The organism is Micromonospora sp. NBC_01392, assembly GCF_045040125.1.
In the GTDB taxonomy this organism is placed as follows: domain Bacteria; phylum Actinomycetota; class Actinomycetes; order Mycobacteriales; family Micromonosporaceae; genus Micromonospora.
The window spans coordinates 5251618-5277401 of record NZ_CP109549.1 but is presented as its reverse complement, the minus strand read 5'-3'; the positions used below and the strand labels follow the sequence as shown (position 1 = coordinate 5277401).

The following is a 25784-nucleotide window of genomic DNA, read 5'->3' as shown; positions in this document are numbered from 1 at the left end:
GGGGATCTCGGCATGGTCTTCTCCGCGGGCGCGGCCGGCCCGGTCGTTCAACCCGGGGTGTGACGGCCCGCACCGTTGCCGGGTCTGCGGGGCAGCCAAAACGACGACGCGTAGTGTGTGGGGCGGTGTGTGGACCCGGGCTCGGGTCCGGGCCGATCGATCTCCCTTGCCGAAGCCGGAAGGTGGCAATCCGTGAGCATGATCACCGAGCGCCCCGTCAGCAACCCTGCCGGGAAGTCGCCGGTGGGCTCGGTGACGGAGGCGTCGGCGACCGACCGGCGGGACGTGCGGGGCGTGGTTGCCGCGTACGTGGCGCTGACCAAGCCGCGGATCGTCGAGTTGCTGCTGGTGACCACCGTGCCGGCGATGATGCTCGCGGACGGCGGCATGCCGTCGCTGTGGCTGGTGGCCGTGGTGCTGATCGGCGGCTCGCTCGCCGCCGGCGCGGCCAGCGTCCTCAACTGCTACATCGACCGCGACATCGACCAGTTGATGCGGCGCACCAAGCGCCGGCCGCTGCCCGCGCACACCGTGTCGCCGCGCAACGCGTTGGTCTTCGGGCTGGTGCTGGCGGTGGTGTCGGTGGCGCTGATGGCGGCGACCACCAACTGGCTGGCGGCCGGCCTGACGCTCGCCGCGATCGCCTACTACGACCTGGTCTACACGCTGTGGCTGAAGCGCACCACGGCCGCCAACACGTTCTGGGGCGGCGTCTGCGGGGCCGCGCCGGTGCTGATCGGCTGGGCCGCGGTCACCGGTTCGTTGTCGCCGGCCGCGTGGGGCCTGTTCGCGGTGGTCTTCTTCTGGCAGATGCCGCACTTCTACGCGCTGGCCATCAAGTACAAGGACGACTATGCGCGGGCCGGCATCCCGATGCTGCCGGTGGTGGCGTCGGTCCGGCGGGTCAACGTGGAGATCATCGCGTTCTCCTGGCTGACGCTGTTGTCGTCGCTGGCGGTCTGGCCGCTGGGGATGAGCCCGATCTACGGCGTGACCGCGCTGGTGGTCGGCGGGATCTTCGTGGTCGAGGCGCACAAGCTGTGCCGGCGCGCGGCGCGCGGCGAGGCGGTCAAGCCGATGCGGCTGTTCCACTGGTCCACCACGTACCTCACCATCCTCTTCGCCGCTGTCGCCCTCGACGCGCTGATCTGAGCGGTTCTCGCCCCGTGCGGGATTACCGCACGTGAGACAGTTCATCAGAAATTTTCTTCTGTTCTTTCACGGCGGGACAACCCGGACAGAGCGTGACGATCTCATGCGGGAGATTCGTCCGTACATGACGGATTAATCAGGGCAAATTACCTTTGGTTCTCCTTAAACCAGCGGGTAATTGGCATCACATTCAGTTCATGGTTCTCGCACATCCGGGTGGAAGTCTGCATAGGCTTCGCGTCATGGCAGATGGTTCCGATACGACGCTGACGACTGAGCAGACCACCGAGCAGGCCTCCAACGGCCTGGTCGCGGGCATCAAGTCGTTCGCCGCCGGACACGGCGGCGCGAAGGCGGTCATCGAGTACGTCGGCAAGCGCGGCGCACGGATCGTCCTCGTGGGTTCCGACGGGGTGTGGGCCGACCAGTTCGCCGACGGCACGGACGTCGCGCGGCAGGCCTGCGCCAAGGCCGGGGTCGACGTCGAGAACGCCTGGGAGCGTGAGCTGATGGACCAGATGCGTCCGAGCAACGACCTCTGGCGGTCGATGGCCCGGCGCACGATGGCCCGTTGACACACATAACCGCATGACCGACCACCACCAGTCGACCCGGGGGGAACCCCGGGTCGCTTTCGTCACCTGCGCCGCCCTGCCCGATCTCGACCCGGACGACCGGCTCGCGCTCGGCCCGCTCGCCGCACGCGGCGTCGCCGTCGACGGCGCGGTCTGGGACGACCCGGCCGTGGACTGGTCCCGGTACGACCTGGTGCTGCTCCGCTCACCCTGGGACTACGCGCTGCGCCGCGACGAGTTCGTCGCCTGGGCACGCGGTGTGCCGGCCCTGCTCAACCCGGCCGACGTGGTCGCCTGGAACACCGACAAGCGTTACCTGGCCGAGCTCTCCGCCGCCGGGGTGCCCACCGTGCCGACCACCTGGCTCGCGCCGGGGGAGAGCTGGCCGGCGCCCGCCGACGGCGAGTTCGTGCTCAAGCCGGCGGTCAGCGCCGGCAGTCAGGACACCGGCCGGTACGACCTGGCCGACCCGGAGCACCGCGAGCTGGCGTCGGCGCACGTGCGGCGGCTCGGTGCCGCCGGGCGGGTCACCATGGTCCAGCCGTACCTCGACGCGGTGGACACCGCCGGGGAGACCGCGCTGCTGTTCCTGGCCGGCCGCGACGGCCTGGCGTTCAGCCACGCGATCCGCAAGGGCCCGATGCTGACCGGCCCGGACCGGGGCGAGGCCGCGCTCTACAAGGAGGAGCGGATCGACGCCCGCACCGCGACGCCGGCGCAGCGGGCCGTCGCGGAGCAGGTGCTGGCCGCCGTCCCGGGCGGCGCCGACCGGCTGCTCTACGCCCGGGTCGACCTGATCCCCGGCCCGGACGGCGCGCCCGTGCTGGTCGAGCTGGAGCTGACCGAGCCGAGCCTGTTCGTCGGGTACGCCGAGGGCGCGCCCGACCGGCTCGCCGACGCGGTCATGTCCCACCTGAGCCGCCGCCGCTGACCGCGCCACCGCCACGGGCTGAGTTGGCGGGAACGTCAGTCGCGGTCGGTGTGGTTGCGGTCCCAGCGTCCGCCGATCGGCGGGGTGTCCAGCCGCACCGCGGCCACCGTGCCGGCCAGGTCGTTGTCCTCGACCGCGCACGACACGCAGCTGCCCGCCTCGGTGATCCACAGTCCGTACGCCTGGGTGTCGGCGTCCCGGTGCCAGATCCGGTTGTCGCGCACGGTGGCCGAGTCGAACGGGGCGGCGACGGTGATCCCGGCGCAGGCCGGCGGCCCGGCGGGCAGCTCGTACGCGGAGCCCGGCGCCGGGGTGGCCTCGTTCCAGCCGGTGGCGCCGTCCGGGCGCACCTCGGCCAGGGAGAGCCGGTCGGCGGTGTTGTCGGCGACCACCGCGTCCCGGGTGCCGACCCGGACGACCTTCCCGCGGTGCCCGCCCGGCGGCCAGTCCGCGTGGGCGTCGGTGACCTCGCGCGGGCCGTAGCGCACCGCGTCGCCCGAGCCCCGGTGGGCCGGTGCGGATCGCTGACCGTTGTCCCGGATGCGGTTGCCGACGATCGACGCGTCCAGCATCGGCCGGTCGATCCGGATCCCGTCCAGCGCGTTCTCCCGGATGTCGTTGTCCTGGATCACCACGTCCGCCGCCGCGCCCCGGTAACCGTGGCCGAGGTCGTGCTCGTGGTAGCCGTACCCGCCGTTGTTGCTGATCCGGTTGACCTGCACCGCGTACGGGCCGGGGGTGTTGCCCATGCTGATGCCGTCGCCGACGTTGCAGTCGATCACGTTGCCGGTGAGCAGGCCGCCGCGCCCGGCGACCCCGGCGGTGCCGTTCGCCGAGACGTCGAAGCCGGCCTCCAGGTTGTTGGTCATGGTGCAGCCGGAGACGATCAGCCCGTCCGCGCCCCAGTCCGAGATGCCGAACCGGTTGGCCTGGCTGTGGCAGCCGATGATGCGGATGCCGCGCGGCGGGTCCCAGTAGTCCTTCTGGAGTTCCAGGAAGATCCCGTTGGTGCCGTTGCCGACCGTGGTGCAGTTGGCGATGGTGAGGCGCTCCACGGCGCCCCAGCCGCCGATGCCGACCCCGATCCCGGCGCCGCCCATCTGCTGGCCGTTGTCCAGTCGGCCGCAGCCCACCACGACCACGCCGTCGATCAGGCTGTCCTGGAGGAAGTCGCAGCCGAGACCGGTGGCGCCGGTGTGGTGGATGTAGAGGTTGCGGAACACGCCCCGCACCACGTACTGCAGGCCCAGGCCCTTGGCCAGGTAGTCGTACTCGGCCAGGCCCACGCCCGAGCCGTCGATCTCGAAGTCGGCGAACGTGCAGTCGGCGATGTGCCGGTCCCGGTCCGCGCCGTGCTGCACGGTCGTCCAGTAGGCGAGCGGCACCGGGTCGGCGCGGTTGCCCTCGTTGCTGAGCAGGAACCGGGTCGCCGCCGGGCCGGCGCCGATCAGGGACACCCCGCTGCGCCACACCGTGCCGGCGTCGCGGATCGAGTAGAGGCCGGGCGGGCAGTGGATGACCCGGGCCCGGCCGTCGGCGTCGTAGCCGGCGCCGAGGCGGTCCACCAGCGCGGCCAGGGCCGGCTGGTCGTTGGTGACCCCGTCCCCGGTGAGGCCGTGCTCGCGGGCGTCGCACCACAGCGGCGCGCCGGCCACCGGCGTCAGCCGCTGCGGGGTGGACGTGGCAAGGCCCTTGCGCGACACCGGCGGCTCCTCTCGGGCGTACGGTCCGTCGTCCGGACCGCATTCCCGCTCCCGCCGGGCGGTAACGCCCGGTGCGGCCTCAGGCGGTGGCGCCCACCGGCTCGGCGGCGGGCGTCGCCGGTGCCTCCGGGAGCCGTTCCCGGGTGGCCCAGAGCACGCCCAGCGTGGCCAGCAGCACCAGGCAGGAGCCGAGCATGTGCGCGGCGACCAGCACCGCCGGCAGGTGGGTGAAGTACTGGACGAAGCCGATCAGGCCCTGGCCCAGCTCGACCGCGAGCAACACCCCGGCGGCCCGCGCGGCCCGCGCCGCGCCCACCGCCCGGAACGCGAACAGCAGCGCCACCGAGAGGCCGATCAGCAGGAAGACGCCGTCCGCGTGCACCTGCGAGATCGCCTCCGGGTCGAGCCCGTTGCGGGCCGCGCCGTGGTCGCCGGCGTGCGGTCCGCTGCCGGTCACCCAGGTGCCGACAACCAGCACGGCCGCGCTGACCACGACCGTGATCCGGGCGAGGGTACGCAGCGGCGCCGGCACGGTCGGCGTCACCGGCCCGTCCGGCTCCACGGTGCGCCGCCAGAGTGCGTACGCGGCGGCGATCACCACCATCGAGGCGAGGAAGTGCAGCCCGACCACCCACGGGTTGAGGTTGGTGAGCACGGTGATCCCGCCGAGCACCGCCTGGGCCGGGATGCCGAACAGCACGCCCACGGCCAGCGGCAGCAGCCCTCGGCGGCGCGGGCGTTGGGCCAGCACGGCCAGCACCACGGCGAGCGCGATGATCCCCACCGCGAACGTCAACAGCCGGTTGCCGAACTCGATCACCCCGTGCACGCCCATCTCGGACGTGGTGGTGTAGGACTCGTCGGTGCACCGGGGCCAGGTGGGGCAGCCGAGGCCGGACGCGGTGAGCCGGACCGCCCCGCCGGTGACCACGATCGCCACGTTCGCGATGATCGAGGTGTACGCGAGCCGACGCAGCAGCGTGGGGGAGACCGGGAACCGGACGGAACGCTTCACCCGGCGAATCCTACGCACCGTAGTGGACCACGATCGGGCGACTCCGCCAGTGCGGTGTTCGGGATCACCGGACCCCGGGTTTGCGGGCCCCGGCCGAATTACGTAACGTTGCTGTTGTGAAAAACGCGGCAGCGCTGTCCGAGGGGTCGGTGACCGGTACGGTCGTCGGCGCGCCGGCCGCTGCCGACCTGTCGACCCGGGACCGGGTCACCCAGCTCCTGCTGGAGCGGGGCGCGACCACCGCCGCGCAGCTCGGTTCGGCGCTCGGCCTCAGCCCGGCCGCGATCCGCCGCCACCTCGACGCGATGCTCGCCGACGGGGACGTGGCCGCCCGGGAGCAGGCCGTGCGCGGCAGTCGGGGGCGGGGCCGGCCGGCCAAGGTCTTCGCGCTGACCGAGGCGGCCCGGGTGCGGTGCGGCACCCACCACTACGACAACATGGCCACCGCCGCGCTGCGGTGGATCGCCCGCACCGGTGGCGCCGAGGCGGTCGCGGAGTTCGCGGCCGACCAGGTCGCCGCGCTGGAGAACCGCTGCCGGGCCGCCATGGAGGACGCCGGTGACGCCCCGATCGCGCGGGCCGAGGCGCTCGCCGGGGCGCTGACCGCCGAGGGTTACGCTGCCAACGCGTCCACGATCGCCTCCGGCGGGCAGCTCTGCCAGCACCACTGCCCGGTGGCGCACGTGGCCGCCGAGTTCCCCCAGCTGTGCGAGGCCGAGACCGCGGTGATCTCCCGCCTGGTCGGCACCCACGTGCAGCGCCTGGCCACCATCGCGCACGGCGACGGCGTGTGCACCACGCACATTCCCGCCCAGTCCGGTTCCACCGTCTCCACTGTGAGGACAGATAGATGACCGAGCAGATCGTCCAGCCCCTGACCCAGGAGGAGCAGCTCGCCGCCCTCGGTCGTTACGAGTACGGGTGGGCCGACCCGGACGTCGCCGGGGCCGCCGCCCAGCGTGGTCTGAACGAGGCGGTGGTGCGGGACATCTCGGCCAAGAAGAACGAGCCGGCCTGGATGCTCGACCTGCGGCTGAAGGGCCTGCGGCTGTTCGGCCGCAAGCCGATGCCGGCCTGGGGCGCGGACCTCACCGGGATCGACTTCGACAACATCAAGTACTTCGTCCGGTCCACCGAGAAGCAGGCCACCAGCTGGGAGGACCTGCCGGAGGACATCAAGAACACCTACGACCGGCTGGGCATCCCGGAGGCGGAGAAGCAGCGGCTGGTCGCCGGCGTCGCGGCGCAGTACGAGTCCGAGGTCGTCTACCACAAGATCCGTGAGGACCTTGAGGAGCAGGGCGTCGTCTTCCTCGACACCGACACCGCGCTGCGCGAGCACGAGGACGTCTTCAAGGAGTACTTCGGCACGGTGATCCCGGTCGGCGACAACAAGTTCGCCGCGTTGAACACCTCCGTCTGGTCCGGTGGCTCGTTCATCTACGTGCCGAAGGGCGTGCACGTGGAGATCCCGTTGCAGGCCTACTTCCGGATCAACACGGAGAACATGGGCCAGTTCGAGCGGACGCTGATCATCGTCGACGAGGGCGCGTACGTGCACTACGTCGAGGGCTGCACCGCGCCGCTCTACTCCTCCGACTCGCTGCACAGCGCGGTCGTGGAGATCGTGGTCAAGAAGAACGCGCGGTGCCGCTACACCACCATCCAGAACTGGTCGAACAACGTCTACAACCTGGTCACCAAGCGCGCGGTGTGCCACGAGGGCGCGACCATGGAGTGGGTCGACGGCAACATCGGCTCCAAGGTCACCATGAAGTACCCGGCGGTCTACATGACCGGCGAGCACGCCAAGGGCGAGGTGCTCTCGGTGGCCATGGCCGGTGAGGGCCAGCACCAGGACGCCGGCGCCAAGATGGTGCACGCCGCGCCGCACACCTCCTCGACCATCGTGTCGAAGTCGATCGCCCGGGGCGGTGGCCGCACCTCCTACCGCGGCCTGGTGCAGGTGCTGGAGGGCTCGCACAGCAGCCGTAGCACGGTCAAGTGCGACGCGTTGCTCGTCGACACCATCTCCCGCTCCGACACCTACCCGTACGTCGACATCCGCGAGGACGACGTGTCGATGGGGCACGAGGCGACCGTCTCCAAGGTCAGCGACGACCAGCTCTTCTACCTGATGAGCCGCGGTCTGAGCGAGGACGAGGCGATGGCGATGATCGTGCGCGGTTTCATCGAGCCGATCGCCAAGGAGCTTCCGATGGAGTACGCGCTGGAGCTGAACCGCCTGATCGAGCTGCAGATGGAGGGCGCGGTCGGCTGACGCCGCCCGCGTCGGGCCGGGCCTCGTGCCCGGCCCGTCTCCGGTTCCACTGACACCGCCGTCGCTGAACAGACCAAGGAAGAGATGACTACCCAGGCTTCCGCGCCGCCCACGACCAAGTCGCAGGCGCTCCGCTCGTACGACGTCGCCGACTTCCCGGCCCTGACCGGCCTGGAGGAGGAGTGGCGCTTCACCCCGCTCAAGCGCCTCCGTGGCCTGGCGGGTGACGGCTCCGGGGTGACGCGCGGCACGGTCCGGCACGAGCACGGCGACCTGCCCGAGGGCGTCACCGTCGACCGGATCGGCCGGGACGACCCGCGGGTGGGCAGCGTGCTCACGCCGTTCGACCGGGTCAGCGCGCTGGCCTACGGCGCGGCCGAGGACGCCCTGCTGGTGGCCGTCGCCCGGGACGCCGTGGTGGACGCGCCGGTGCGCCTGCGGGTGGTCGGCGAGGACGCCGGGGCGCTCGCGTTCGGGCACACGTTCGTCGAGGTGGGCCGCTTCGCCGAGGTGACGGTGGTGCTGGAGCACGTCGGCTCCGCCACGCTCGCCGACAACGTCGAGGTGACGGTGGCGGACGGGGCGAAGCTGACGCTCGTCACGCTCGCCGAGTGGGCCGACGACGCGGTCCAGGCGCAGCACCTGAAGGTCCGGCTGGGCCGGGACGCGCGGGTCGTGCACGTGCAGGTGAGCCTCGGCGGTGACCTGGTCCGCCAGCACACCACCGTGGAGTACACCCAGCGCGGCGGCGAGGCCGAGCTGTACGGCCTCTACTTCGCCGACTCCGGCCAGCACCTGGAGCACCGGCAGCTCATCGACCACACCGTGCCGGACTGCCGCAGCAACGTCGGCTACCGGGGCGCGCTCCAGGGCGACGACGCGCACACCGTCTGGGTCGGCGACGTGCTGATCCGGGCCGAGGCGACCGGCACCGACACGTACGAGATCAACCGGAACCTGCTGCTCAGCGACGGCGCCCGGGCCGACTCGGTGCCGAACCTGGAGATCGAGACCGGCGAGATCGCCGGCGCCGGGCACGCCAGCGCGACCGGCCGGTTCGACGACGAGCAGCTGTTCTACCTGATGGCCCGCGGCATCCCGGAGTCCGAGGCGCGGCGCCTGGTGGTGCGGGGCTTCTTCGCCGAGCTGATCAACAAGATCCCGGTCGAGGACCTGCGCGAGCGGCTCGGCGACGCGATCGAGGCCCGCCTCACGAAGGCCGGCTCCTGATGATCAGGATCTGTTCGACCGAGGACGTGCCGAAGGGCGCGGTGATCAGCGCCGACGTGGACGGTGTGCAGATCGCGGTCGTGCACGGCGAGGACGACGCGTTCTACGCCGTACGCGACGAGTGCTCGCACGCCGCCGTGGCGCTCTCCGAGGGCGAGGTGTCCGGTTGCACGCTGGAATGCTGGCTGCACGGATCCCGTTTCGACCTGCGTACCGGTGAGCCCACCGGGCTGCCCGCGACCGAACCCGTACCCGTCTACCCCGTCGAGGTCCGCGACGGCGAGATCTACGTCAGCATGACGCCGAGCAATGGAGTGACGCGATAATGAGCACCCTGGAGATCCGCGACCTGAAGGTGTCGGTCAAGCTGCCCGAGGGTGAGCTCAAGCCGATCCTGCACGGGGTCGACCTGACCGTGCGCTCCGGTGAGACGCACGCGATCATGGGCCCGAACGGCTCCGGCAAGTCGACGCTGGCGTACTCGATCGCCGGCCACCCGAAGTACGAGATCACCGGCGGGTCGGTGACGCTCGACGGCGAGGACGTGCTCGCCATGACCGTCGACGAGCGGGCCCGCGCCGGCCTCTTCCTGGCCATGCAGTACCCGGTCGAGGTCCCCGGCGTGTCGGTGGCCAACTTCCTGCGTACCGCCAAGACCGCCATCGACGGCGAGGCGCCGAAGCTGCGCACCTGGGCCGGCGAGCTGCGCGGCGCCATGGAGAAGCTCCAGATGGACCCGGCGTTCGCCCAGCGCAACGTCAACGAGGGCTTCTCCGGCGGGGAGAAGAAGCGGCACGAGATCGTGCAGCTCGAACTCCTCAAGCCGAAGATCGCCATCCTCGACGAGACCGACTCCGGCCTCGACGTGGACGCGCTGCGCGTGGTCAGCGAGGGCGTCAACCGGGTCCGCGACACCGGCGACACCGGGATGCTGCTGATCACCCACTACACCCGGATCCTGCGCTACATCAAGCCGGACTTCGTGCACGTCTTCGTCGCCGGCCGGATCGTCGAGCAGGGCGGTCGCGAGCTGGCCGACAAGCTCGAGGAAGAGGGCTACGAGCGGTACGTCGCCGGAGCCGGCGCGGCGCGGGCCTGAGTCTCGACATGACCTCCTCGATCGCGATCCCGGCGGGCATGCCGCAGTACGACGACGTGCCGCGCTTCGACACCGCGGCGGTGCGGGCCGACTTCCCGATCCTGGACCGGGAGGTCAACGGCCACCCGCTGGTCTACCTGGACAGCGCCAACACCTCGCACAAGCCGCGTCAGGTGCTCGACGTGCTCACCGAGCACTACGCGAGGCACAACGCCAACGTGTCGCGCTCGGTGCACACGTTGGGCACCGAGGCGACCGAGGCGTACGAGGGCGCGCGGGCGAAGGTCGCCGCGTTCGTCCACGCGCCCAGCGTGGACGAGGTGGTGTTCACCAAGAACTCCACCGAGGCGATCAACATCGTGGCGTACGCGTTCTCCAACGCGTCGCTGCGCGCGGACGCCGACCCCCGGTTCCGGCTCGGCCCCGGCGACGAGATCGTGATCTCCGAGATGGAGCACCACTCGAACATCGTGCCGTGGCAGCTCCTCGCCGAGCGCACCGGCGCGACGCTGCGCTGGTTCCCGGTGACCGACGGCGGTCGGCTGGACGAGTCGGGCCTGGACGACCTGGTCACCGAGCGCACGAAGATCGTCTCGCTGGTGCACACGTCGAACATCCTCGGCACCGTGAACGCCACCGCTCGGATCACCGAGCGGGTCCGCCAGGTCGGCGCGTTGCTGCTGCTCGACTGCTCCCAGTCGGTGCCGCACCAGCCGATCGACGTGGTCGACCTGGACGCGGACTTCATCGTCTTCACCGGCCACAAGATGTGCGGCCCGACCGGCATCGGTGTGCTCTGGGGCCGGGGCGAGCTGCTCGCCGCGATGCCCCCGGTGCTGGGCGGCGGCTCGATGATCGAGACGGTGACGATGGCGCGCACCACGTTCGCCGCGCCGCCGGCCCGGTTCGAGGCGGGCACGCCGCCGATCGCCGAGGCGGTCGCGCTCGGCGCGGCGGTGGACTACCTCACCGGCGTCGGGATGCGGGCGATCCAGTGGCACGAGAAGGAGCTGACGGCGTACGCGCTGGACGCCCTCGCCACCGTGCCCGGGCTGCGGATCTTCGGCCCGTCGGTGCCGGTCGGCCGGGGCGGGACGATCTCGTTCGCGCTCGGTGACGTGCACCCGCACGACGTCGGGCAGGTGCTCGACTCGCTCGGCGTGCAGGTGCGGGTGGGCCACCACTGCGCCAAGCCGGTGTGCACCCGCTTCGGGGTGCCGGCCATGACGCGGGCGTCGTTCTACCTCTACACCACCACGGCGGAGATCGACGCCCTGGTGGCGGGTCTGGAGCAGGTGCGGAAGGTGTTCGCGTGACGCAGCTCGATTCGCTCTACCAGGAGATCATCCTGGACCATTACAAGCACCCGCACGGCCGTGGGCTGCGGGACGCGGCGGACCCGGCGGCCCGGGTCGGCGAGGCGCACCACGTGAACCCGACCTGCGGTGACGAGATCACCGTACGGGTGGCGACCGACGGCACGGTGTTCACCGACATCTCCTACGACGGGATGGGCTGCTCGATCAGCCAGGCGTCGGCGAGCATCCTGCACGAACTGCTGCGCGGTCGGGCCGCGGCCGACGCCGCGGTGGTGCACGAGGCGTTCGTCGAGTTGATGTCCGGACGGGGCCAGGTCACGCCGGACGAGGACGTGCTCGGGGACGGGGTGGCGTTCGCGGGTGTCGCGCGCTACCCGGCCCGGGTCAAGTGCGCGCTGCTGTCGTGGATGGCGTTCAAGGACGCCGCGGCACGCGCCGGGGTGGGCGTGGGCCCCGAGACGAAGGCGAATCATCAATACAGCGCGGCGGCGTCCCAGGCCGGTGCCGGGCGGAGCGAGGGGGCGGCATGAGCGAGGACGAGACCACCACGACGCCGGAGACCGGCGCGGTGGCGACCGACAGCCCGGTGACGCCGGCCAACGGCAAGGCCGCTGTCGGCGACATCGAGGAGGCGATGAAGGACGTCGTCGACCCCGAGCTGGGCATCAACGTGGTCGACCTGGGTCTGGTGTACGGCGTGCACGTGGACGACGAGAACGTCGCCACGCTGGACATGACGCTGACCTCGGCGGCGTGCCCGCTGACCGACGTGATCGAGGACCAGACCCGGCAGGCGTTGACCACCGGCCCCGGTGGCGGCCTGGTGAACGACATCCGGATCAACTGGGTGTGGCTGCCGCCGTGGGGCCCCGACAAGATCACCGACGAGGGACGGGACCAGCTCCGGTCACTCGGCTTCAACGTCTGACCCCTTCCACGGGTCACCAGGCGAGGGCGCGGCACCCCTTCCGGGGCGCCGCGCCCTCGCCTTTCCACCCCACCCACCCACCCCCTCTCTTCGGTCCGCAGATTCACGGAAAGAGGCCCCTTCCCGCCGCTGATAGGCCCTCTTTCCGTGAATCTGCGCGGGGGCGGTGCGGGGTGTGGGGGCGGGGCGGGTGGGTGGGGGAAATGGGTGGTGGGGGTGGTGGGGTGGGGGGAAGGATGAGCGGGTGATCGAGGCGTACCCGAAGCAGGTTCCTGTCCGTGCGGCGACCACCGCGCGTCGACAGCGCACCGCTCGGCGGGTCGCCTCGCGTCCCCGTCCGACGTCGTGACCGGGGCGTTCCTCGCCGGTCTGTTGGCCGGTTACGGCGTCGCCGTGCCGGTCGGCGCGATCGCGATCCTCATTCTCGGGCTGAGCGCCCGCCACGGGTTCCGGGTCGGCGTGGCCGCGGCGCTCGCGGTGGCCACCGCGGACGGGCTCTACGCCGCGCTGGCCACGCTGGGCGGCGCCGGGCTGGCCCGCGTGTTGGCCCCGGTGGCCGGGCCGCTGCGGGTGGTCGCCGCGCTGGTGCTGCTCGGCATCGCCGCCCACGGCCTGTGGCGGACCTGGTCCGGCCGGCGGGCCCGGGAGGTCACCGAGACGCCGTCCGGGCGTGGCCTGCACACCCCGGGCCGGGCGTACGCGGCGCTGCTCGGGTTGACGCTGCTCAACCCGGCGACGGTGCTCTACTTCGCCGCGCTGGTGCTCGGCCGCCGGGACGCCGCCGACCCGGACCCGACCGCCGCCGCGTGGTTCGTGACCGGCGCGTTCCTGGCATCGGCGAGCTGGCAACTGCTGGTGGCCGGTGGCGGGTCGATGGTCGGGCGCGTGCTGGCCGGCCCGCGCGGTCGGCTGGTCACCGGGCTGGTTTCCAGCGCGCTGATCGCCGCCCTGGCGGCGGCCACCCTGCTGTCCGGCTGAACCGCGTACCGTCGTGGCATGAGCAGCCGACCCGCAGCCGGGGGTGGCCGGTGGGTGGAGGTCGATCCGGGCCGCGTCCTCCGCTGGGTCGAGGGCTTCGCCGACCGGCACGGCCCACCCGTCACCACCGTTCGGGGCTTCGGGCTGCTGCTCACCGCCCCGGACGGCGCCACCGCCGAGCTGCACACCCCGCCCGGCGCGCGTTCCACACCGGACCTGACCGCGTTCGCCGGTGTCGCCGCCGCGCCCCGCCGGATCGGCCTGCTGCTGGCTCGCAAGGGCGCGGTGGCGGTCGGGGTGGCCGACGGGACCGAGCTGGTGACCTCCAAGGTCGACACCCGGTACGTGCAGGGCCGCACCGCCGCGGGGGGCTGGTCCCAGCAGCGGTTCGCCAGGCGGCGCGACAACCAGGCGAAGGCGGCGCTGGGCGACGCGGCCGATCTCGCCGTACGCCTGCTGTTGCCGGCCGCCGGCACGCTCACGGCGCTGGTCTGCGGCGGTGACCGGCGTGCGGTGGACACGGTGCTGGCCGACCGGCGGCTGGCTCCGCTCGCGGCGCTGCGCGCCGAGCGCCTCCTGGATGTGCCCGAGCCTCGGCGCGCCGTCCTGGTCGCGGCCGTCTCCGCCGCCCGGGCAGTCCACATCCTGGTCCGCTGAACAGGAAAGATCACATCAAGCCGGTCAATCCCGCTCACTCCTAGTGCATCGAATCGACTCGATGCATAGGCTTGGTGTCACGAAGCGGTGGGTCTCCGGGCGACCCGCAGGGCAGCTTCGCCTCCGCCGTTCACGCACCGACATCGTTGGGAGAAAGCATTTCATGAACGGACATCAGGACGGCCGGCTGCGGACCCGGTGGCGCCGTGCGACGAGGCTCCTCGCCGCCGCGGCGGCGATGTGCACCGGAAGCGTCGTGCTCACCGCCGCACTGACCGGGGGCCCGGCGACCGCGGGCCCGGCCGAACGCGTCGCGCTGGCCGCCCCGGCGGTCACCAGCGTCACCGCGGGCGGCGCGCACACGTGCGCGATCAGCGCCGACGGGGGGCTGTGGTGCTGGGGCTCCAACTACAGTGGCCAGCTCGGTGACGGGACCACCACGAACCGGAACACTCCGGCGCGGGTCGGCACCGCCACCTGGACCGGCGTCGACGCCGGCTCCGGCCACACCTGCGCGGTCCGGACGGACGGCACGCTGTGGTGCTGGGGCTCGAACTTCCGGGGCCAGCTCGGCGACGGCACGACCACCAGCCGCAGCGCGCCGGTGCAGGTCGGGACCGCCACCACCTGGGCCCGGGTCGACGCCGGCCCGGCACACACCTGCGGCGTCCGGACCGACGGCACGCTCTGGTGCTGGGGCTTCAACCGCACCTCGCAGTTGGGTGTCGGCAGCTCGCCCTACACCGCGACCACCCCGCTCCAGGTCGGCACCGCGACCAACTGGGCGAGCGTCTCGACCGGCTTCGCGCACACCTGCGGCGTCCGGACCGACGGCACGCTCTGGTGCTGGGGCTACAGCTCGGACGGGCAGCTCGGTCTCGGCACGCTCGGCTCCCAGACCACGCCGGCGCAGGTCGGCACCGCCACCACCTGGACGGGCGTCACGGCCGGCTACGCGCACACCTGCGGGGTCCGGTCCGGCACGTTGTGGTGCTGGGGGGAGAACGGGTACGGGCAGCTGGGCGTGAGCGGCAACTTCCAGACCACGCCGATCCAGGTCGGCACGACCACCACCTGGAGTCGTGTCGCCGCGAGCGGCGACACGACGTGCGCGTCCCGCACCGACGGCAGCCTGTGGTGCTGGGGGAAGAACGCGACGGGGCAGGTGGGTGACGGCACCACCACCCACCGGTCCGCGCCGACCCGCGTCGGTGCCGACACCACCTGGACGGGCGGCCTCGCCGCCGCCGACCACAGCTGCGCGATCCGTACCGGCGGCGGCCTGTGGTGCTGGGGTGACAACAGCGGGGGGCAGTTGGGCGACGGCACCACCGTCCAGCGGTCCACGCCGATCCAGGTGACCCTGCCGGGCTGATCCGCCGGCATCCCGATGTCGGGCCGTCGGCCTGCGCCGCTGGGCGTTCCAGCGGGCAGGCCGACGGCCCGAGCGGGGAGCGGCCGGTCTACTGGCCGGCGCCGAAGGTGTCGCAGGCCTTCGGGTCGCCGGTGGAGAAGCCCTTGGTGAACCACTGCTTGCGCTGCTCGGAGCTGCCGTGGGTGAACTCGTCCGGGTTCACCGGCCGGCCGGAGCGCTGCTGGATGGCGTCGTCGCCGATCTTCTCGGCGGTGTCGATCGCCTGCTGGATGTCCTGGTCGGTGATGCTCTCGAAGATCTTCTGGCCCTGCTCGTCGGCGGTGCCGGTGGCGTTCTTGGCCCAGGCGCCGGCATAGCAGTCGGCCTGGAGTTCGAGCTTCACCGAGAGCGCGTTGGCGCTCTGCGGGTCGCGCTGCTGCTGGCGGCGCATCTGCGCCTCGGTGCCGAGCAGGTCCTGCACGTGGTGGCCGTACTCGTGGGCCAGCACGTACGGCTGGGCGAACTCGCCCTTGGCGCCGAGCTGGTCGGCGAGCAGGCGGTAGAACGTGAGGTCGATGTAGACCAGGTCGTCGGCCGGGCAGTAGAACGGGCCGACGCCGGAGTCGGCCGCGCCGCAGCCGGTGCTGACGTTCTGGCTGAAGAAGACCGTCTTGGACGGCTTGTACTGCTCGCCGAACACCTCCGGCATGGCGGTGCGCCAGTACGCCTGGATCGAGTTGACGTAGAGCGCGTTGCGGCAGTCGAGCTGCTTCAACGCGTCGTCCGCCGAGCACTTCTGCTCCAGCGAGGTGTTGTCGCCCTGCGCCGAGTCGTCGCCGCCGTTGGTGGCCGCGTTGAGGCCGAAGCCGCCGCCCACCAGGGCGACCAGCACGGCGATGATGATGCCCACGATCCCGCCGCGACCGCCGCCGGTCGGGATCGGGATGCCCATCCCGCCTCCCCCGCCGGACCCTCGCCGGTCGTCCACCTGGCTGGTGTCGACCCGCGCGTTCTCATTCAGCTCCATGTTGACCCCGATCACCGATCTGTCCGTGTGTGGTGGTTGCGGTACCGGACCGGGTCCGGACGGCGAATTCGGTACCCGATGATCTTGTGCGGTAATCCGGCGGGACGACCACGGCGCGCCCGGTACACTGGAACCGTGCTGCGCTGCGAAGGCTGAACGGCCCCGCGCCGACGGGAGAACGAGACCCGCCGGCGCTTTCGCGTGCCCTGAGTCAGCCCTTCCGGACCCCGAGAGCGAGTACTCCGAAATGATCACTGCCACCGGCCTGGAACTGCGCGCCGGTTCCCGGATCCTGCTGTCCGACACCACCCTGCGGGTGCAGCCGGGCGACCGGATCGGCCTGGTCGGCCGCAACGGCGCCGGCAAGACCACCACGCTGAAGGTGCTCGCCGGGGAGGGCCAGCCGTACGCCGGGCAGCTCGACCGGCGCAGCGCCATCGGCTACCTGCCGCAGGACCCGCGTACCGGCGACCTGGAGGTCACCGGCCGGGACCGGGTCCTCTCCGCACGCGGCCTGGACGTGCTCATGGCACAGATGAAGGAGCTGGAGGACAAGCTCGCCGAGGGTGCCGACGACGAGCGGCTGGTCCGCCGCTACGGCGCGCTGGAGGACCAGTTCGCCTCGCTGGGCGGCTACGCGGCCGAGGCCGAGGCGGCCCGGATCTGCGCCAACCTCGGCCTGCCCGACCGCGCCCTGGCGCAGACCATCGGCACGCTCTCCGGCGGTCAGCGCCGCCGCATCGAGCTGGCCCGGATCCTGTTCCGGGACGCCGGCGAGAACGGCGGCGGCATCCTGCTGCTCGACGAGCCCACCAACCACCTCGACGCGGACTCGATCACCTGGCTGCGCGGCTTCCTCGCCAACCACAAGGGCGGCCTGATCGTGATCTCCCACGACGCGTCGCTGCTGGAGGCCGTGGTCAACAAGGTCTGGTTCCTGGACGCCACCCGGGCCGTCGTCGACACGTACAACCTGGGTTGGAAGGCGTACCAGGAGGCGCGGGAGACCGACGAGCGCCGCCGCCGCCGGGAGCGCGCCAACGCGGAGAAGAAGGCCGGCGCGCTGATGGCGCAGGCGGACAAGATGCGGGCCAAGGCCACCAAGACGGTCGCCGCGCAGAACATGGCCCGCCGCGCCGAACGGCTGCTCTCCGGCCTGGACGAGGTCCGGGTCGCCGACAAGGTGGCCAAGGTGCGCTTCCCCAGCCCGGCGCCGTGCGGCAAGACGCCGCTGACCGCCAGCGGCCTGTCCAAGTCGTACGGGTCGCTGGAGATCTTCACCGACGTGAACGTCGCGGTGGACCGGGGCTCCCGGGTGGCCATCCTCGGGCTCAACGGCGCCGGCAAGACCACGCTGCTGCGGATGCTCGGCGGCCTGCTGAAGCCGGACACCGGCGAGGTCCGCCCCGGGCACGGCCTGCGGCTCGGCTACTACGCCCAGGAGCACGAGACGCTGGACGTGGACCGGACGATCCTGGAGCACATGCGCAGCGCCGCCTCCGACCAGACCGACACCGACCTGCGCAAGATCCTCGGTGCGTTCCTGTTCTCCGGTGAGGACGTCGACAAGCCGGCCGGGGTGCTCTCCGGTGGCGAGAAGACCCGGCTGGCGCTGGCCACGCTGGTCTGCTCCGGGGCCAACGTGCTGCTGCTGGACGAGCCCACGAACAACCTCGACCCGGTCAGCCGGGAGCAGGTGCTCGACGCGATCGCCCGCTACCCGGGCGCGATCGTGCTGGTCACCCACGACCCGGGGGCGGTCAGCGCGCTCAAGCCGGACCGCGCCATCCTGCTGCCCGACGGCGACGAGGACGCCTGGTCCGACGACCTGCTCGAACTGGTCGAGCTGGCCTGACCCCGGGTCGGCGGCCGGCGGCGCGGTTCAGCCGAGCAGGTCGGCGAGCCGGGGGAGGACGCCGGAGGTGAGCAGGATGGCCGCGCCGATGACGATGAAGATCGCCGGTACCAGCCAGTGGCCGGCGCGGCCGACCAGCGACACCACCCGCGGGTGGCCGCCGAGCGCGGCGGCGACGGCGCACCACACGGCGACCAGCACGGCGAAGACCAGCAACCAGACCAGGCCGGTGAGCGGGTCGAGGGCGCGGAAGACCGGCACGTAGACCGCGATGTTGTCGGCGCCGTTGGCCACCGTGATCCCGGCGACGCCGAACAGGGTGCCGACCACCACCGGCGGGTCGTCGTCCCCGGCCCGGTTCCGCAGCGCGCGGACGCCGAGCGCGATCGGCAGCAGCCCGAGCAGGCCCGGCCACGGGTCGGGCACCACCAGCAACCCGGCGGCGGCCACCACCGCGACGGCGACCAGCGCGCCGATGCCCGCGTACTGACCGGCGACGATCTGCCAGGGCCGCGGCCGGCCGTCGGTCCGGGACGCCACGAAGAGCACGGTGAGCACCACGACGTCGTCGAGGTTGGTGGCGGCGAACACTCCGGCGGCACCGCCCGCGCCGGCGATCAGATCGGTCACCGGGGGCACGTTACGACCCGGCCGGTACGGATCGGACGGCCGGGAGGATCACTCTATCGGGAAGCTGACATTGCGTAGCGTGTCGGTTGGCGAATAGTTGATATCTGGCGCATGATCGTTCGAGGCGGTCTAATAGGTGGGACCGTATCCGAACCGCACAGTCTGGGACGTGAGGAATCAGCATGGCAGCCACCGGCACAGCCACCAGCACTGAGAAGGGTCGCCGGATCGTCGGGGCCGAGCGTCAGACGCTCGCCAAAGACCTGGTAAAGCGGTACACCGGGGGTGAGAGCATTCGTGCGCTGGCGGCCTCGACCGGCCGCTCGTACGGGTTCATCCACCGGGTGCTCACCGAGTCCGGGGTGCAGCTGCGGCAGCGCGGCGGTGCCCGGCGCCGCAAGAAGGCGTGACCCGCCCCCCAGCGTCGTCCATCAGCGTCGCGCTCCGGGTGGTCCGGTGACCACCGAGACGACCGGAGTTCGACTCGACTGCGACGGGCCGGTCGCGACGGTGACGTTGTGCCGGCCCGACGTGCTCAACGCCCAGACCCCGGCGATGTGGCGCGCCATGAGCGACTTCTCCCGGGACCTGCCCGGTGACGTCCGGGTCGTCGTCGTACGCGGCGAGGGGCGGGCCTTCTCCGCGGGCCTGGACCTCGCGGTCGCCGGTGCCTCCGGGCCGGGATCCTTCGCCGAGCTGGCCACGCTCTCCGAGTCCGAGTGCGCCGACCGGATCGCCGCCTATCAGGCCGGCTTCACCTGGCTGCACCGACCGGACGTCGTCTCGATCGCCGCCGTGCAGGGCCACGCGATCGGCGCCGGCTTCCAGCTCGCGCTCGCCTGCGACCTGCGGGTGCTCGCCGCCGACGCGAAGCTCTCGATGGCCGAGGTGACGCTCGGGCTGGTCCCCGACCTGGCCGGCACGCGCCGCCTGGTGGAGTTGGTCGGCTACTCCCGCGCCCTGGAGATCTGCGCCACCGGCCGTCGGATGGACGCCGCCGAGGCGGACCGGATCGGCCTGGCCACGCTCGTGGTGCCCACCGACGAACTGGATGCCGCGGTGCGCGACCTGGCCGCCGGGCTGCTGGCCAACAGCCGGGACGCCGTCGTGGAGATCAAGGCGCTGCTCGCCGGCGCGGCCGGGCGCTCGCACGCCGAGCAGCAGCGCGCCGAGCGGGAGGCCCAGACCCGTCGGATCCGGGACCTGGCCGGGCGCGGCGAATAGCGGTAAGGACCGTTCGGGAAGATCTGGGTTACTCGCGAGGTTGTCACAGGCGTCGGGAGAATTGACCCCGGCGGTCCGCGCTGCCCGACGACCCGGAGGTGACGAGTGTCCAACCCCATGGCCGGCGGCGGCATGGGCGGCTGGAGCATGCTCCGGTCGCTGCGCAACCGCGACGAGGTCTCCGCCCACCGGCTCAAGCGCGGCACCGCCCGGCGGATCGTCGCGTTCGCCCAGCCCTACCGGCGCGACATCGTCGTCTTCCTGCTCACCGTGATCGTCGCCGCGGTGATCGGCGTGGCCACCCCGTTGCTCGCCGGCGACGTCATCGACGCGATCGCCGGCCGTGGTCCCGACGCCCGTGACACCGTGGTCCGGCTCGCCCTGATCATCGCCGCGCTGGCCGTGGCCGACGCGCTGTTCTCGCTGGCCCAGCGGTGGTATTCGGCCCGCATCGGCGAGGGCATCATCCTCGACCTGCGCACCCGGGTCTACGACCACGTCCAGCGGATGCCGCTGCAGTTCTTCACCCGCACCCAGACCGGCGCGCTGGTCAGCCGGCTCAACAACGACGTGCTCGGCGCCCAGCGCGCGTTCACCTCGACGCTGTCCGGGGTGGTCAGCAACGTCATCCAGCTCGTGCTCACCGCCGGGGCGATGCTGGTGCTGTCCTGGCAGATCACCGTGCTGGCGCTGGTGCTGCTGCCGATCTTCATCATCCCGGCCCGCCGGGTCGGCCGGCGGCTGGCCGAGATCACCCGCGAGTCCTACGACCTCGACGCCAAGATGAACGCCACCATGACCGAGCGGTTCGGCGTGTCGGGCGCGCTGCTGGTGAAGCTGTTCGGCGCACCCGAGGTGGAGGCCGACCGGTTCGCCGGTCGGGCCGAGCGGGTGCGCGACATCGGCATCCAGTCCGCCATGTATTCGCGCACGTTCTTCGTGGCGATGCTGCTGGTCGCCTCGCTGGCCCAGGCGTTGACCTACGGCGTGGGCGGCTGGCTCGCGGTCACCGGCGCGGTCAGCGCGGGCACCGTCGTCAAGCTGGCGCTGCTGCTGACCCGCCTCTACGGCCCGCTCACCGCGCTGTCCAACGTCCGGGTCGACGTGATGAGCGCGTTGGTCTCCTTCGACCGCGTCTTCGAGGTGCTCGACCTGCGTCCGGCCATCGCGGAGAAGCCCGACGCGGTGCCGGTGCCGCCGCGCAACGGCCGGGTCGAGTTCCGGGACGTGCGCTTCCGCTACCCGAGCGCCGCCGAGGTGTCGCTGGCCTCGCTGGAGGAGGTCGCCACGCTGGACCGGACGGTGAACGAGCCGGTGCTCAAGGGCGTCTCGTTCGCCGTCGAGCCCGGGCAGATGGTGGCGTTGGTCGGTCCGTCCGGCGCCGGCAAGTCGACACTGTCCATGCTCATCTCCCGGATCTACGACGTCAGCGACGGCCAGGTGCTGGTCGGCGGCGTCGACGTGCGCGACGCGACGCTCGCCTCGCTGCGCGACGAGATCGGCGTGGTCACCCAGGATTCGCACCTGTTCCACGAGACGATCCGGGAGAACCTCCGTTACGCCAAGCCCGACGCCACCGACGACGAGATCTGGGCGGCGCTGGCCGGTGCGCAGGTCGCCGACCTGGTCCGGGCCACGCCGGACGGGCTCGACACCACGGTCGGCGAGCGGGGCTACCGCTTCTCCGGCGGCGAGAAGCAACGCATCGCCATCGCCCGGCTGCTGCTCAAGGCCCCGTCGATCGTGATCCTCGACGAGGCCACCGCACACCTCGACTCGGAGAGCGAGGCGGCGGTGCAGCGGGCGCTGTCGGTGGCGTTGACCGGGCGTACCGCGCTGGTCATCGCGCACCGGCTCTCCACGGTGCGCGACGCCGACCAGATCCTGGTGCTCGACGAGGGCCGCATCGTCGAGCGTGGCCGGCACGACGAGCTGGTGGCGGTCGGCGGCCTCTACGCCGAGCTGTACCGGACCCAGTTCGCGGTCACCGACTCGCCGGTCCCGTACGCGGAGCCGGAGCAGCCCGAGCCGGTGGTGACCACGGTGCCGATGGGCACGTACGTCGCACAGGAGACCATGCCGCCGGCGACGGCGAACTAGGGTCTGTCGCACCGGAGCCGGCCGGCCCTAGGCGTTCCGCCCCCGGGCGCCGGTGACCCGCCCGGCTGCCCCTCGCCCGGGCGACGCCCCCGGTTGGCGCGGCACCGACCGTCGGGCCCCGCCCCAGGTCTCGGCCAGGTGTTGCCGGAGCAGGTCGTGCCGGAACTGGTAGACCGGCCCGGAGGTGCGCAGGACCTGCCGTTCCCGCGCGTCCTCCAGGAACCGCCGCATCCGCAGCGGGGTCCGGAAGCGCACGGCCATCTCGACCTGCCGGCAGCACGTGCGCCAGGTGGTGGAGACCGACCAGAGCCAGACGGCGCTGGCGAGCGCGCCCAGCACGCCGATCGCCAGGACCCGGGGCAGGCTCACGTCGAAGTGCATGCCGAAGCCGGTGCCGCCCACGAACGCCGCCGTCGCCGCGGTGGCCGCCAGCATCGTGCTCGCCGCCGCGTCGTCCCGCCACGACCGGCGAGGATCGAGCGCGTAGTCGTCGGGCTGCGCGGCGGCGAACAGAGAGCCGCCGAGCTCGATCGTGAGCCAGGCCGCCAGCCCGGTGAGCAGCCACCCGCCGATGCCGGGGAGGGCGGAGCCGAGCAGTGTCAGCGGCAGGATCAACCCGAACCCGAGGGGAACGGTGACCAGCATCCGGCGTGGCACGAACATCGCTCGCCACCAGCGCCGGGGCACCCGTCTGGGCATCGGTTTCCGTTCCCGGATCACGATGAAGGTGGACAGGAAAGCCATGAGCAGACCCACTGGCAACCCGCTGGTGATCTCCCGCCCTTCGGCGAGCCGGTACGACAGGCCGAGCAGCAGGCTGATCGGGATCGCGGTCGTGTACCAGACCGCCAGGGCGAAAAGCAGCGCCGGGAGGGGAGGGGACGGACCCGCCGGCGGCATGTTCCACCACTTCAGGCCGTCGGCGCCGGTGCGACCGAGGTGATGGGCGAGGAAGCCGAGCGTCCGTTGGGCGGTGCGCAGCGAGTAACGCGACGGTGGCCGGTCCGGGCCGGAGGCGTACGCCGTGGCCAGCGCCCGGTCGAGCAGGTGGCGCTCGACCTGGCTGGCCTTGCGGAACCGTCGACGGTCCAGAAGTTCGTCCACCGGGTCGAGCGGCTCGTACGCGTCCCGGAGCAGGGTGAGCAGGAACGGGTTCTTGAGCGGGCCGGTGAGCGGGCCGGCCGGCCCCTGCCGGAGCCGGTCGGTGACCTTCTGCCAGGCCGGCGGCGGCGGATCGGCGAGCCGGCTCAGGAGGTAGTCGACCGCGACCTCCTCGTCGACGGGCCGCAGCTCGACGCCCGCCGCGCCGATCAGTGGATACCGTCGGACGGCGCCGGTCAACTCGTCGATCCGACTGAGCAGCACCAGCCGGAGATTGGCCTGTCGGCTCAGCTCCCGCAGGACGACGGGGCGCAGACCCTCGCCGATCTCGTCCAGGCCGTCGACGAACACGGCGATCCGGTGGCCGGCGACGAGCCGTGCCGCGTCCTTGGCGGTGAGGCCGGGAACCTCGGCGATCCGGTCGGCGATCCAGGTCGCGAACGGCGTGGTGATCGCGTCCCAGCCGCGCGGGCTGACCAGGATCGGCACCGGCATGCGGGACCGGTGCTCCGGGCCGGCCTGCTCGCGCGCCGCCAGCGCGTCCCGGAACAGGAGGACGGCCGCGGTGCTCTTGCCGGCGCCGGGTGGACCGGCGATGATCAGCCGGCCGGAGGGCAGACCGGCGTAGAGCGCGTAGAGCTGCTTGTGCGTGCCCTCGGCCAGCTCCTGGCCGGTGACGCGTTCCGCCCCGGGGAGCGGCTCGAACGGGCCGGTCAGGGCGTGCCGCGCCGGGGCGCCGATCGGCGCGGAGGCGCGGTGCCAGGTGATCGGCAGGGGCGCGGTCAGGTCCCGTTCGACGACCTCCTGGCCGCTTCGTTTCCGCATTGCCGCCGCCAGGTCGTCGGCCAGGTCGTCGAGCGGCCGGGCCGACTTCCGCGGGAACCGCGCGGACAGCACCGCGGTCAGCGCGACGAGCACCCCGACGACGGACAGCACGAAGGGCGGGACACCGGTGGCGATGCTCCGCTCGATCACGTCCCACGGCCCGGCCGACGCCCACCCATGCATGGCCGCGATTATCGCAGGAAACCTCTACGCCGTGCGGTCCCGTCGTCGCGGTGCGTCATCGTCGGGCCGACGACGCGCGGCGGCGCCGGAAGGCGCTATCCGCCGGTGACCGCCGCGCGCAGCTCACCGAACGCGGCGCCGAGCGTCTCCGGCGTGAAGTGCGCGTTCAGCCCGCTCGGGTTGGGCAGCACCCAGAGCCGCGCCGGCCCGAGCGGCTCCGGTTGCGGCCCGAAGCCGGCCTTCGGCCGGGCGAAACCGATCCGGTACGCGGTCACCCCGACCACCGCCACCCAGCGCGGTCGGTGATGCTCGACCTTGTCGGTGAGCACGCGTGCGCCCTCGACCAGTTCCGCGGCGGTCAGCTCGTCGGCGCGGGCGCTGGCCCGGGCCACCATGTTCGTGATGCCCAACCCCCGCGCGGGCAGCTCGTCCTGCTCGCTGGGGTGCAACAGGCGCGGGGTGAACCCGCCCCGGTGCAGCGCCGGCCAGAACCGGTTGCCCGGGCGGGCGAAGTGCCAGCCGGTGGCCGCCGACCACAGGCCCGGGTTGATGCCGACGAAGAGCACGTCCAGACCGGGCCCGATCACGTCGGGCAGCAGCCGGTCGGCCGCCGCGGCGAGCTGCTCCCGGCTGGGTCGCGGGTGACGCCGGGCGGGCGCGGCGGGACCGGTCGCGGGCTCGGGTCGCCCGCCGGCGGGGCGGCGTCGGTCGTTCACCGACGTGCCGTTCCGGGTCGCGGGCGCGTCACCGCGATGGCACCGGGTCGCGGGCGCGTCACCGCGATGCACCGGGTCGCGGGCGCGTCACCGCGCGGCACCGGGCCGCGAGGTCGTCGACGTGCCGTCACAGGCCACGTAGCGCACCGCCGTCGACCGGCACGGTGACCCCGGTGACGTAGCTCGCGGCGGGGGAGAGCAGGAACGCGGCCACCCGGCCGAACTCGGCGGGCTCGGCGATGCGGCCCAGCGGGATCGCCGCCTCCGCCGCGGCGCGGGCCCGGTCGGCGTCCCCGGAGGCGGCCAGCATGTCCCGGTTGCGGTCGGTCATGATCCGGCCGGGCAGCAGGCTCACCACCCGTACGCCGCGCGGACCGTACTCGACGGCCAGGTCCTTGGCCACCCCGGCCAGGCCCGGTCGGAGGCCGTTGGAGATGCCCAGCCCGGCCAGCGGCTCGCGCACCGAGGTGGACAGCACCAGGGCGATCGCGCCGCCGTCGGTGAGCGCGCCGGCCAACGTGCGGGCGAGCCGGACGCTGCCCAGGAAGACCGTCTCGAACGACTCCCGCCACTGCGCGTCGGTGACCTCGGCGGCGGTGCCCCCGGGCGGCCCGCCGACCGAGATCAGCGCGCCGTCGAGCCGGCCGAAGTGTTCGCGGGCCGCCGCCACGAGGCGGTCCGGAGTGCCGGGGTCGGCCAGGTCGGCGGTCAGCCCGATGGCCCGCGCCGGGCCGCCGAGCGCCTCGACGGCGGCAGCCACCCGTTCCGGGGCCCGCGCGGAGACCACCACCCGGGCGCCGTCCGCGACGAGGTGCCGGGCGGTGGCGAGACCGAGGCCACCGGAGGCGCCGGTCAGCACGTACACCCGGTCGGCCAGTCCGAGATCCATGGCCCGATCCTG

At 72.5% G+C, this 25784-nt stretch carries 24 protein-coding genes and 1 pseudogene; 18 read left to right on the top strand and 7 right to left on the bottom strand.

Translation table 11 applies throughout. The features are described 5' to 3' along the window. Positions 1-192 precede the first annotated feature (192 nt). The 3 genes from OG767_RS22555 (at position 193) to OG767_RS22545 (ending at position 2658) form a co-directional block, all read left to right on the top strand. Positions 193-1152: a heme o synthase gene (locus OG767_RS22555; protein ID WP_281936339.1), complete on the top strand. Its 960-nt coding sequence runs from the start codon at positions 193-195 to the stop codon at positions 1150-1152. Between the two features lie 242 nt (positions 1153-1394). After that, entirely contained in the window at positions 1395-1727 is a 333-nt protein-coding gene (locus tag OG767_RS22550) for a hypothetical protein (protein ID WP_405090389.1), read from the top strand. 13 nt (positions 1728-1740) lie between these two features. After that, on the top strand, positions 1741-2658 hold the full coding sequence (locus tag OG767_RS22545; protein ID WP_405090388.1) for a RimK family alpha-L-glutamate ligase: 918 nt from the start codon (positions 1741-1743) through the stop codon (positions 2656-2658). 35 nt (positions 2659-2693) lie between these two features. On the opposite strand, the gene OG767_RS22540 is transcribed toward OG767_RS22545, so the two are convergent. Then, entirely contained in the window at positions 2694-4361 is a 1668-nt protein-coding gene (locus tag OG767_RS22540; RefSeq protein WP_405090387.1) for a right-handed parallel beta-helix repeat-containing protein, read from the bottom strand. 79 nt (positions 4362-4440) lie between these two features. Further along, positions 4441-5394 (bottom strand): COX15/CtaA family protein, encoded by a 954-nt coding sequence (locus tag OG767_RS22535; protein ID WP_405090386.1) that lies wholly within the window; start codon positions 5392-5394, stop codon positions 4441-4443. Positions 5395-5492: 98 nt separating this feature from the next. Between OG767_RS22535 and OG767_RS22530 the strand changes: the two genes are divergently transcribed. From OG767_RS22530 to OG767_RS22480, 11 genes and pseudogenes are all read left to right on the top strand, one after another. Beyond that, positions 5493-6230: a helix-turn-helix transcriptional regulator gene (locus tag OG767_RS22530; RefSeq protein ID WP_405090385.1), complete on the top strand. Its 738-nt coding sequence runs from the start codon at positions 5493-5495 to the stop codon at positions 6228-6230. Continuing rightward, positions 6227-7657 carry a Fe-S cluster assembly protein SufB gene (gene sufB, locus OG767_RS22525; RefSeq protein ID WP_107162484.1) on the top strand — a complete coding sequence of 477 codons (1431 nt, stop codon included), beginning with the start codon at positions 6227-6229 and terminating at the stop codon, positions 7655-7657. The genes OG767_RS22530 and sufB overlap by 4 nt, the downstream gene beginning before the upstream one ends. 84 nt (positions 7658-7741) lie before the next feature. Beyond that, positions 7742-8887, top strand: coding sequence for a Fe-S cluster assembly protein SufD (gene sufD / locus OG767_RS22520; protein WP_405090384.1), 1146 nt, complete (start codon positions 7742-7744; stop codon positions 8885-8887). Continuing rightward, on the top strand, positions 8887-9213 hold the full coding sequence (locus OG767_RS22515; RefSeq protein WP_281936329.1) for a non-heme iron oxygenase ferredoxin subunit: 327 nt from the start codon (positions 8887-8889) through the stop codon (positions 9211-9213). Before sufD ends, OG767_RS22515 begins: the two co-directional genes overlap by 1 nt. After that, positions 9213-9986 carry a Fe-S cluster assembly ATPase SufC gene (sufC, locus tag OG767_RS22510; protein WP_405090382.1) on the top strand — a complete coding sequence of 258 codons (774 nt, stop codon included), beginning with the start codon at positions 9213-9215 and terminating at the stop codon, positions 9984-9986. The genes OG767_RS22515 and sufC overlap by 1 nt, the downstream gene beginning before the upstream one ends. Before the next feature lie 8 nt (positions 9987-9994). Beyond that, positions 9995-11302: a cysteine desulfurase gene (locus OG767_RS22505; RefSeq protein ID WP_405090381.1), complete on the top strand. Its 1308-nt coding sequence runs from the start codon at positions 9995-9997 to the stop codon at positions 11300-11302. Next, positions 11299-11760, top strand: a pseudogene (gene sufU / locus OG767_RS22500) (Fe-S cluster assembly sulfur transfer protein SufU); the annotation flags it as partial. The gene OG767_RS22505 and the pseudogene sufU, both read left to right, overlap by 4 nt. Positions 11761-11831: 71 nt before the next feature. Then, on the top strand, positions 11832-12233 hold the full coding sequence (locus tag OG767_RS22495; RefSeq protein WP_281936323.1) for a metal-sulfur cluster assembly factor: 402 nt from the start codon (positions 11832-11834) through the stop codon (positions 12231-12233). A gap of 345 nt (positions 12234-12578) precedes the next feature. Next, positions 12579-13211, top strand: a complete 633-nt coding sequence (locus OG767_RS22490) for a LysE family transporter (protein ID WP_405090380.1) — start codon at positions 12579-12581, stop codon at positions 13209-13211. Between the two features lie 18 nt (positions 13212-13229). Beyond that, positions 13230-13868 carry an acVLRF1 family peptidyl-tRNA hydrolase gene (locus OG767_RS22485; protein WP_405090379.1) on the top strand — a complete coding sequence of 213 codons (639 nt, stop codon included), beginning with the start codon at positions 13230-13232 and terminating at the stop codon, positions 13866-13868. 163 nt (positions 13869-14031) lie between these two features. Next, positions 14032-15243 (top strand): RCC1 domain-containing protein, encoded by a 1212-nt coding sequence (locus OG767_RS22480; protein WP_405090378.1) that lies wholly within the window; start codon positions 14032-14034, stop codon positions 15241-15243. Between the two features lie 88 nt (positions 15244-15331). Here OG767_RS22480 and OG767_RS22475 read toward each other — a convergent pair whose 3' ends face one another. Next, positions 15332-16249, bottom strand: coding sequence for a neutral zinc metallopeptidase (locus OG767_RS22475; protein ID WP_405090377.1), 918 nt, complete (start codon positions 16247-16249; stop codon positions 15332-15334). 247 nt (positions 16250-16496) lie between these two features. On the opposite strand from OG767_RS22475, the gene OG767_RS22470 reads away from it, so the two are divergent. Then, positions 16497-18104, top strand: a complete 1608-nt coding sequence (locus tag OG767_RS22470) for an ABC-F family ATP-binding cassette domain-containing protein (RefSeq protein ID WP_405090376.1) — start codon at positions 16497-16499, stop codon at positions 18102-18104. Between the two features lie 27 nt (positions 18105-18131). Here the strand turns inward: OG767_RS22470 and OG767_RS22465 are convergent, their stop codons facing one another. After that, positions 18132-18734: a cadmium resistance transporter gene (locus OG767_RS22465; protein WP_405090375.1), complete on the bottom strand. Its 603-nt coding sequence runs from the start codon at positions 18732-18734 to the stop codon at positions 18132-18134. A 182-nt stretch (positions 18735-18916) separates the two neighbouring features. Here OG767_RS22465 and OG767_RS22460 point away from each other — a divergent pair, with 182 nt between their 5' ends. From OG767_RS22460 to OG767_RS22450, 3 genes are all read left to right on the top strand, one after another. Continuing rightward, positions 18917-19144: a helix-turn-helix domain-containing protein gene (locus OG767_RS22460; RefSeq protein ID WP_007072022.1), complete on the top strand. Its 228-nt coding sequence runs from the start codon at positions 18917-18919 to the stop codon at positions 19142-19144. Positions 19145-19190: 46 nt separating this feature from the next. Continuing rightward, positions 19191-19958: an enoyl-CoA hydratase/isomerase family protein gene (locus tag OG767_RS22455; protein WP_405090374.1), complete on the top strand. Its 768-nt coding sequence runs from the start codon at positions 19191-19193 to the stop codon at positions 19956-19958. Between the two features lie 117 nt (positions 19959-20075). Then, positions 20076-22058: an ABC transporter ATP-binding protein gene (locus OG767_RS22450; RefSeq protein ID WP_405094280.1), complete on the top strand. Its 1983-nt coding sequence runs from the start codon at positions 20076-20078 to the stop codon at positions 22056-22058. 27 nt (positions 22059-22085) lie between these two features. Here the strand turns inward: OG767_RS22450 and OG767_RS22445 are convergent, their stop codons facing one another. The 3 genes from OG767_RS22445 to OG767_RS22435 form a co-directional block, all read right to left on the bottom strand. Further along, positions 22086-24167, bottom strand: coding sequence for an NACHT domain-containing protein (locus tag OG767_RS22445; RefSeq protein WP_405090373.1), 2082 nt, complete (start codon positions 24165-24167; stop codon positions 22086-22088). A 95-nt stretch (positions 24168-24262) separates the two neighbouring features. Beyond that, positions 24263-24883: a G/U mismatch-specific DNA glycosylase gene (gene mug, locus OG767_RS22440; RefSeq protein WP_405090372.1), complete on the bottom strand. Its 621-nt coding sequence runs from the start codon at positions 24881-24883 to the stop codon at positions 24263-24265. A gap of 127 nt (positions 24884-25010) precedes the next feature. Beyond that, positions 25011-25772 carry an SDR family oxidoreductase gene (locus OG767_RS22435; RefSeq protein WP_405090371.1) on the bottom strand — a complete coding sequence of 254 codons (762 nt, stop codon included), beginning with the start codon at positions 25770-25772 and terminating at the stop codon, positions 25011-25013. Positions 25773-25784 lie beyond the last annotated feature (12 nt).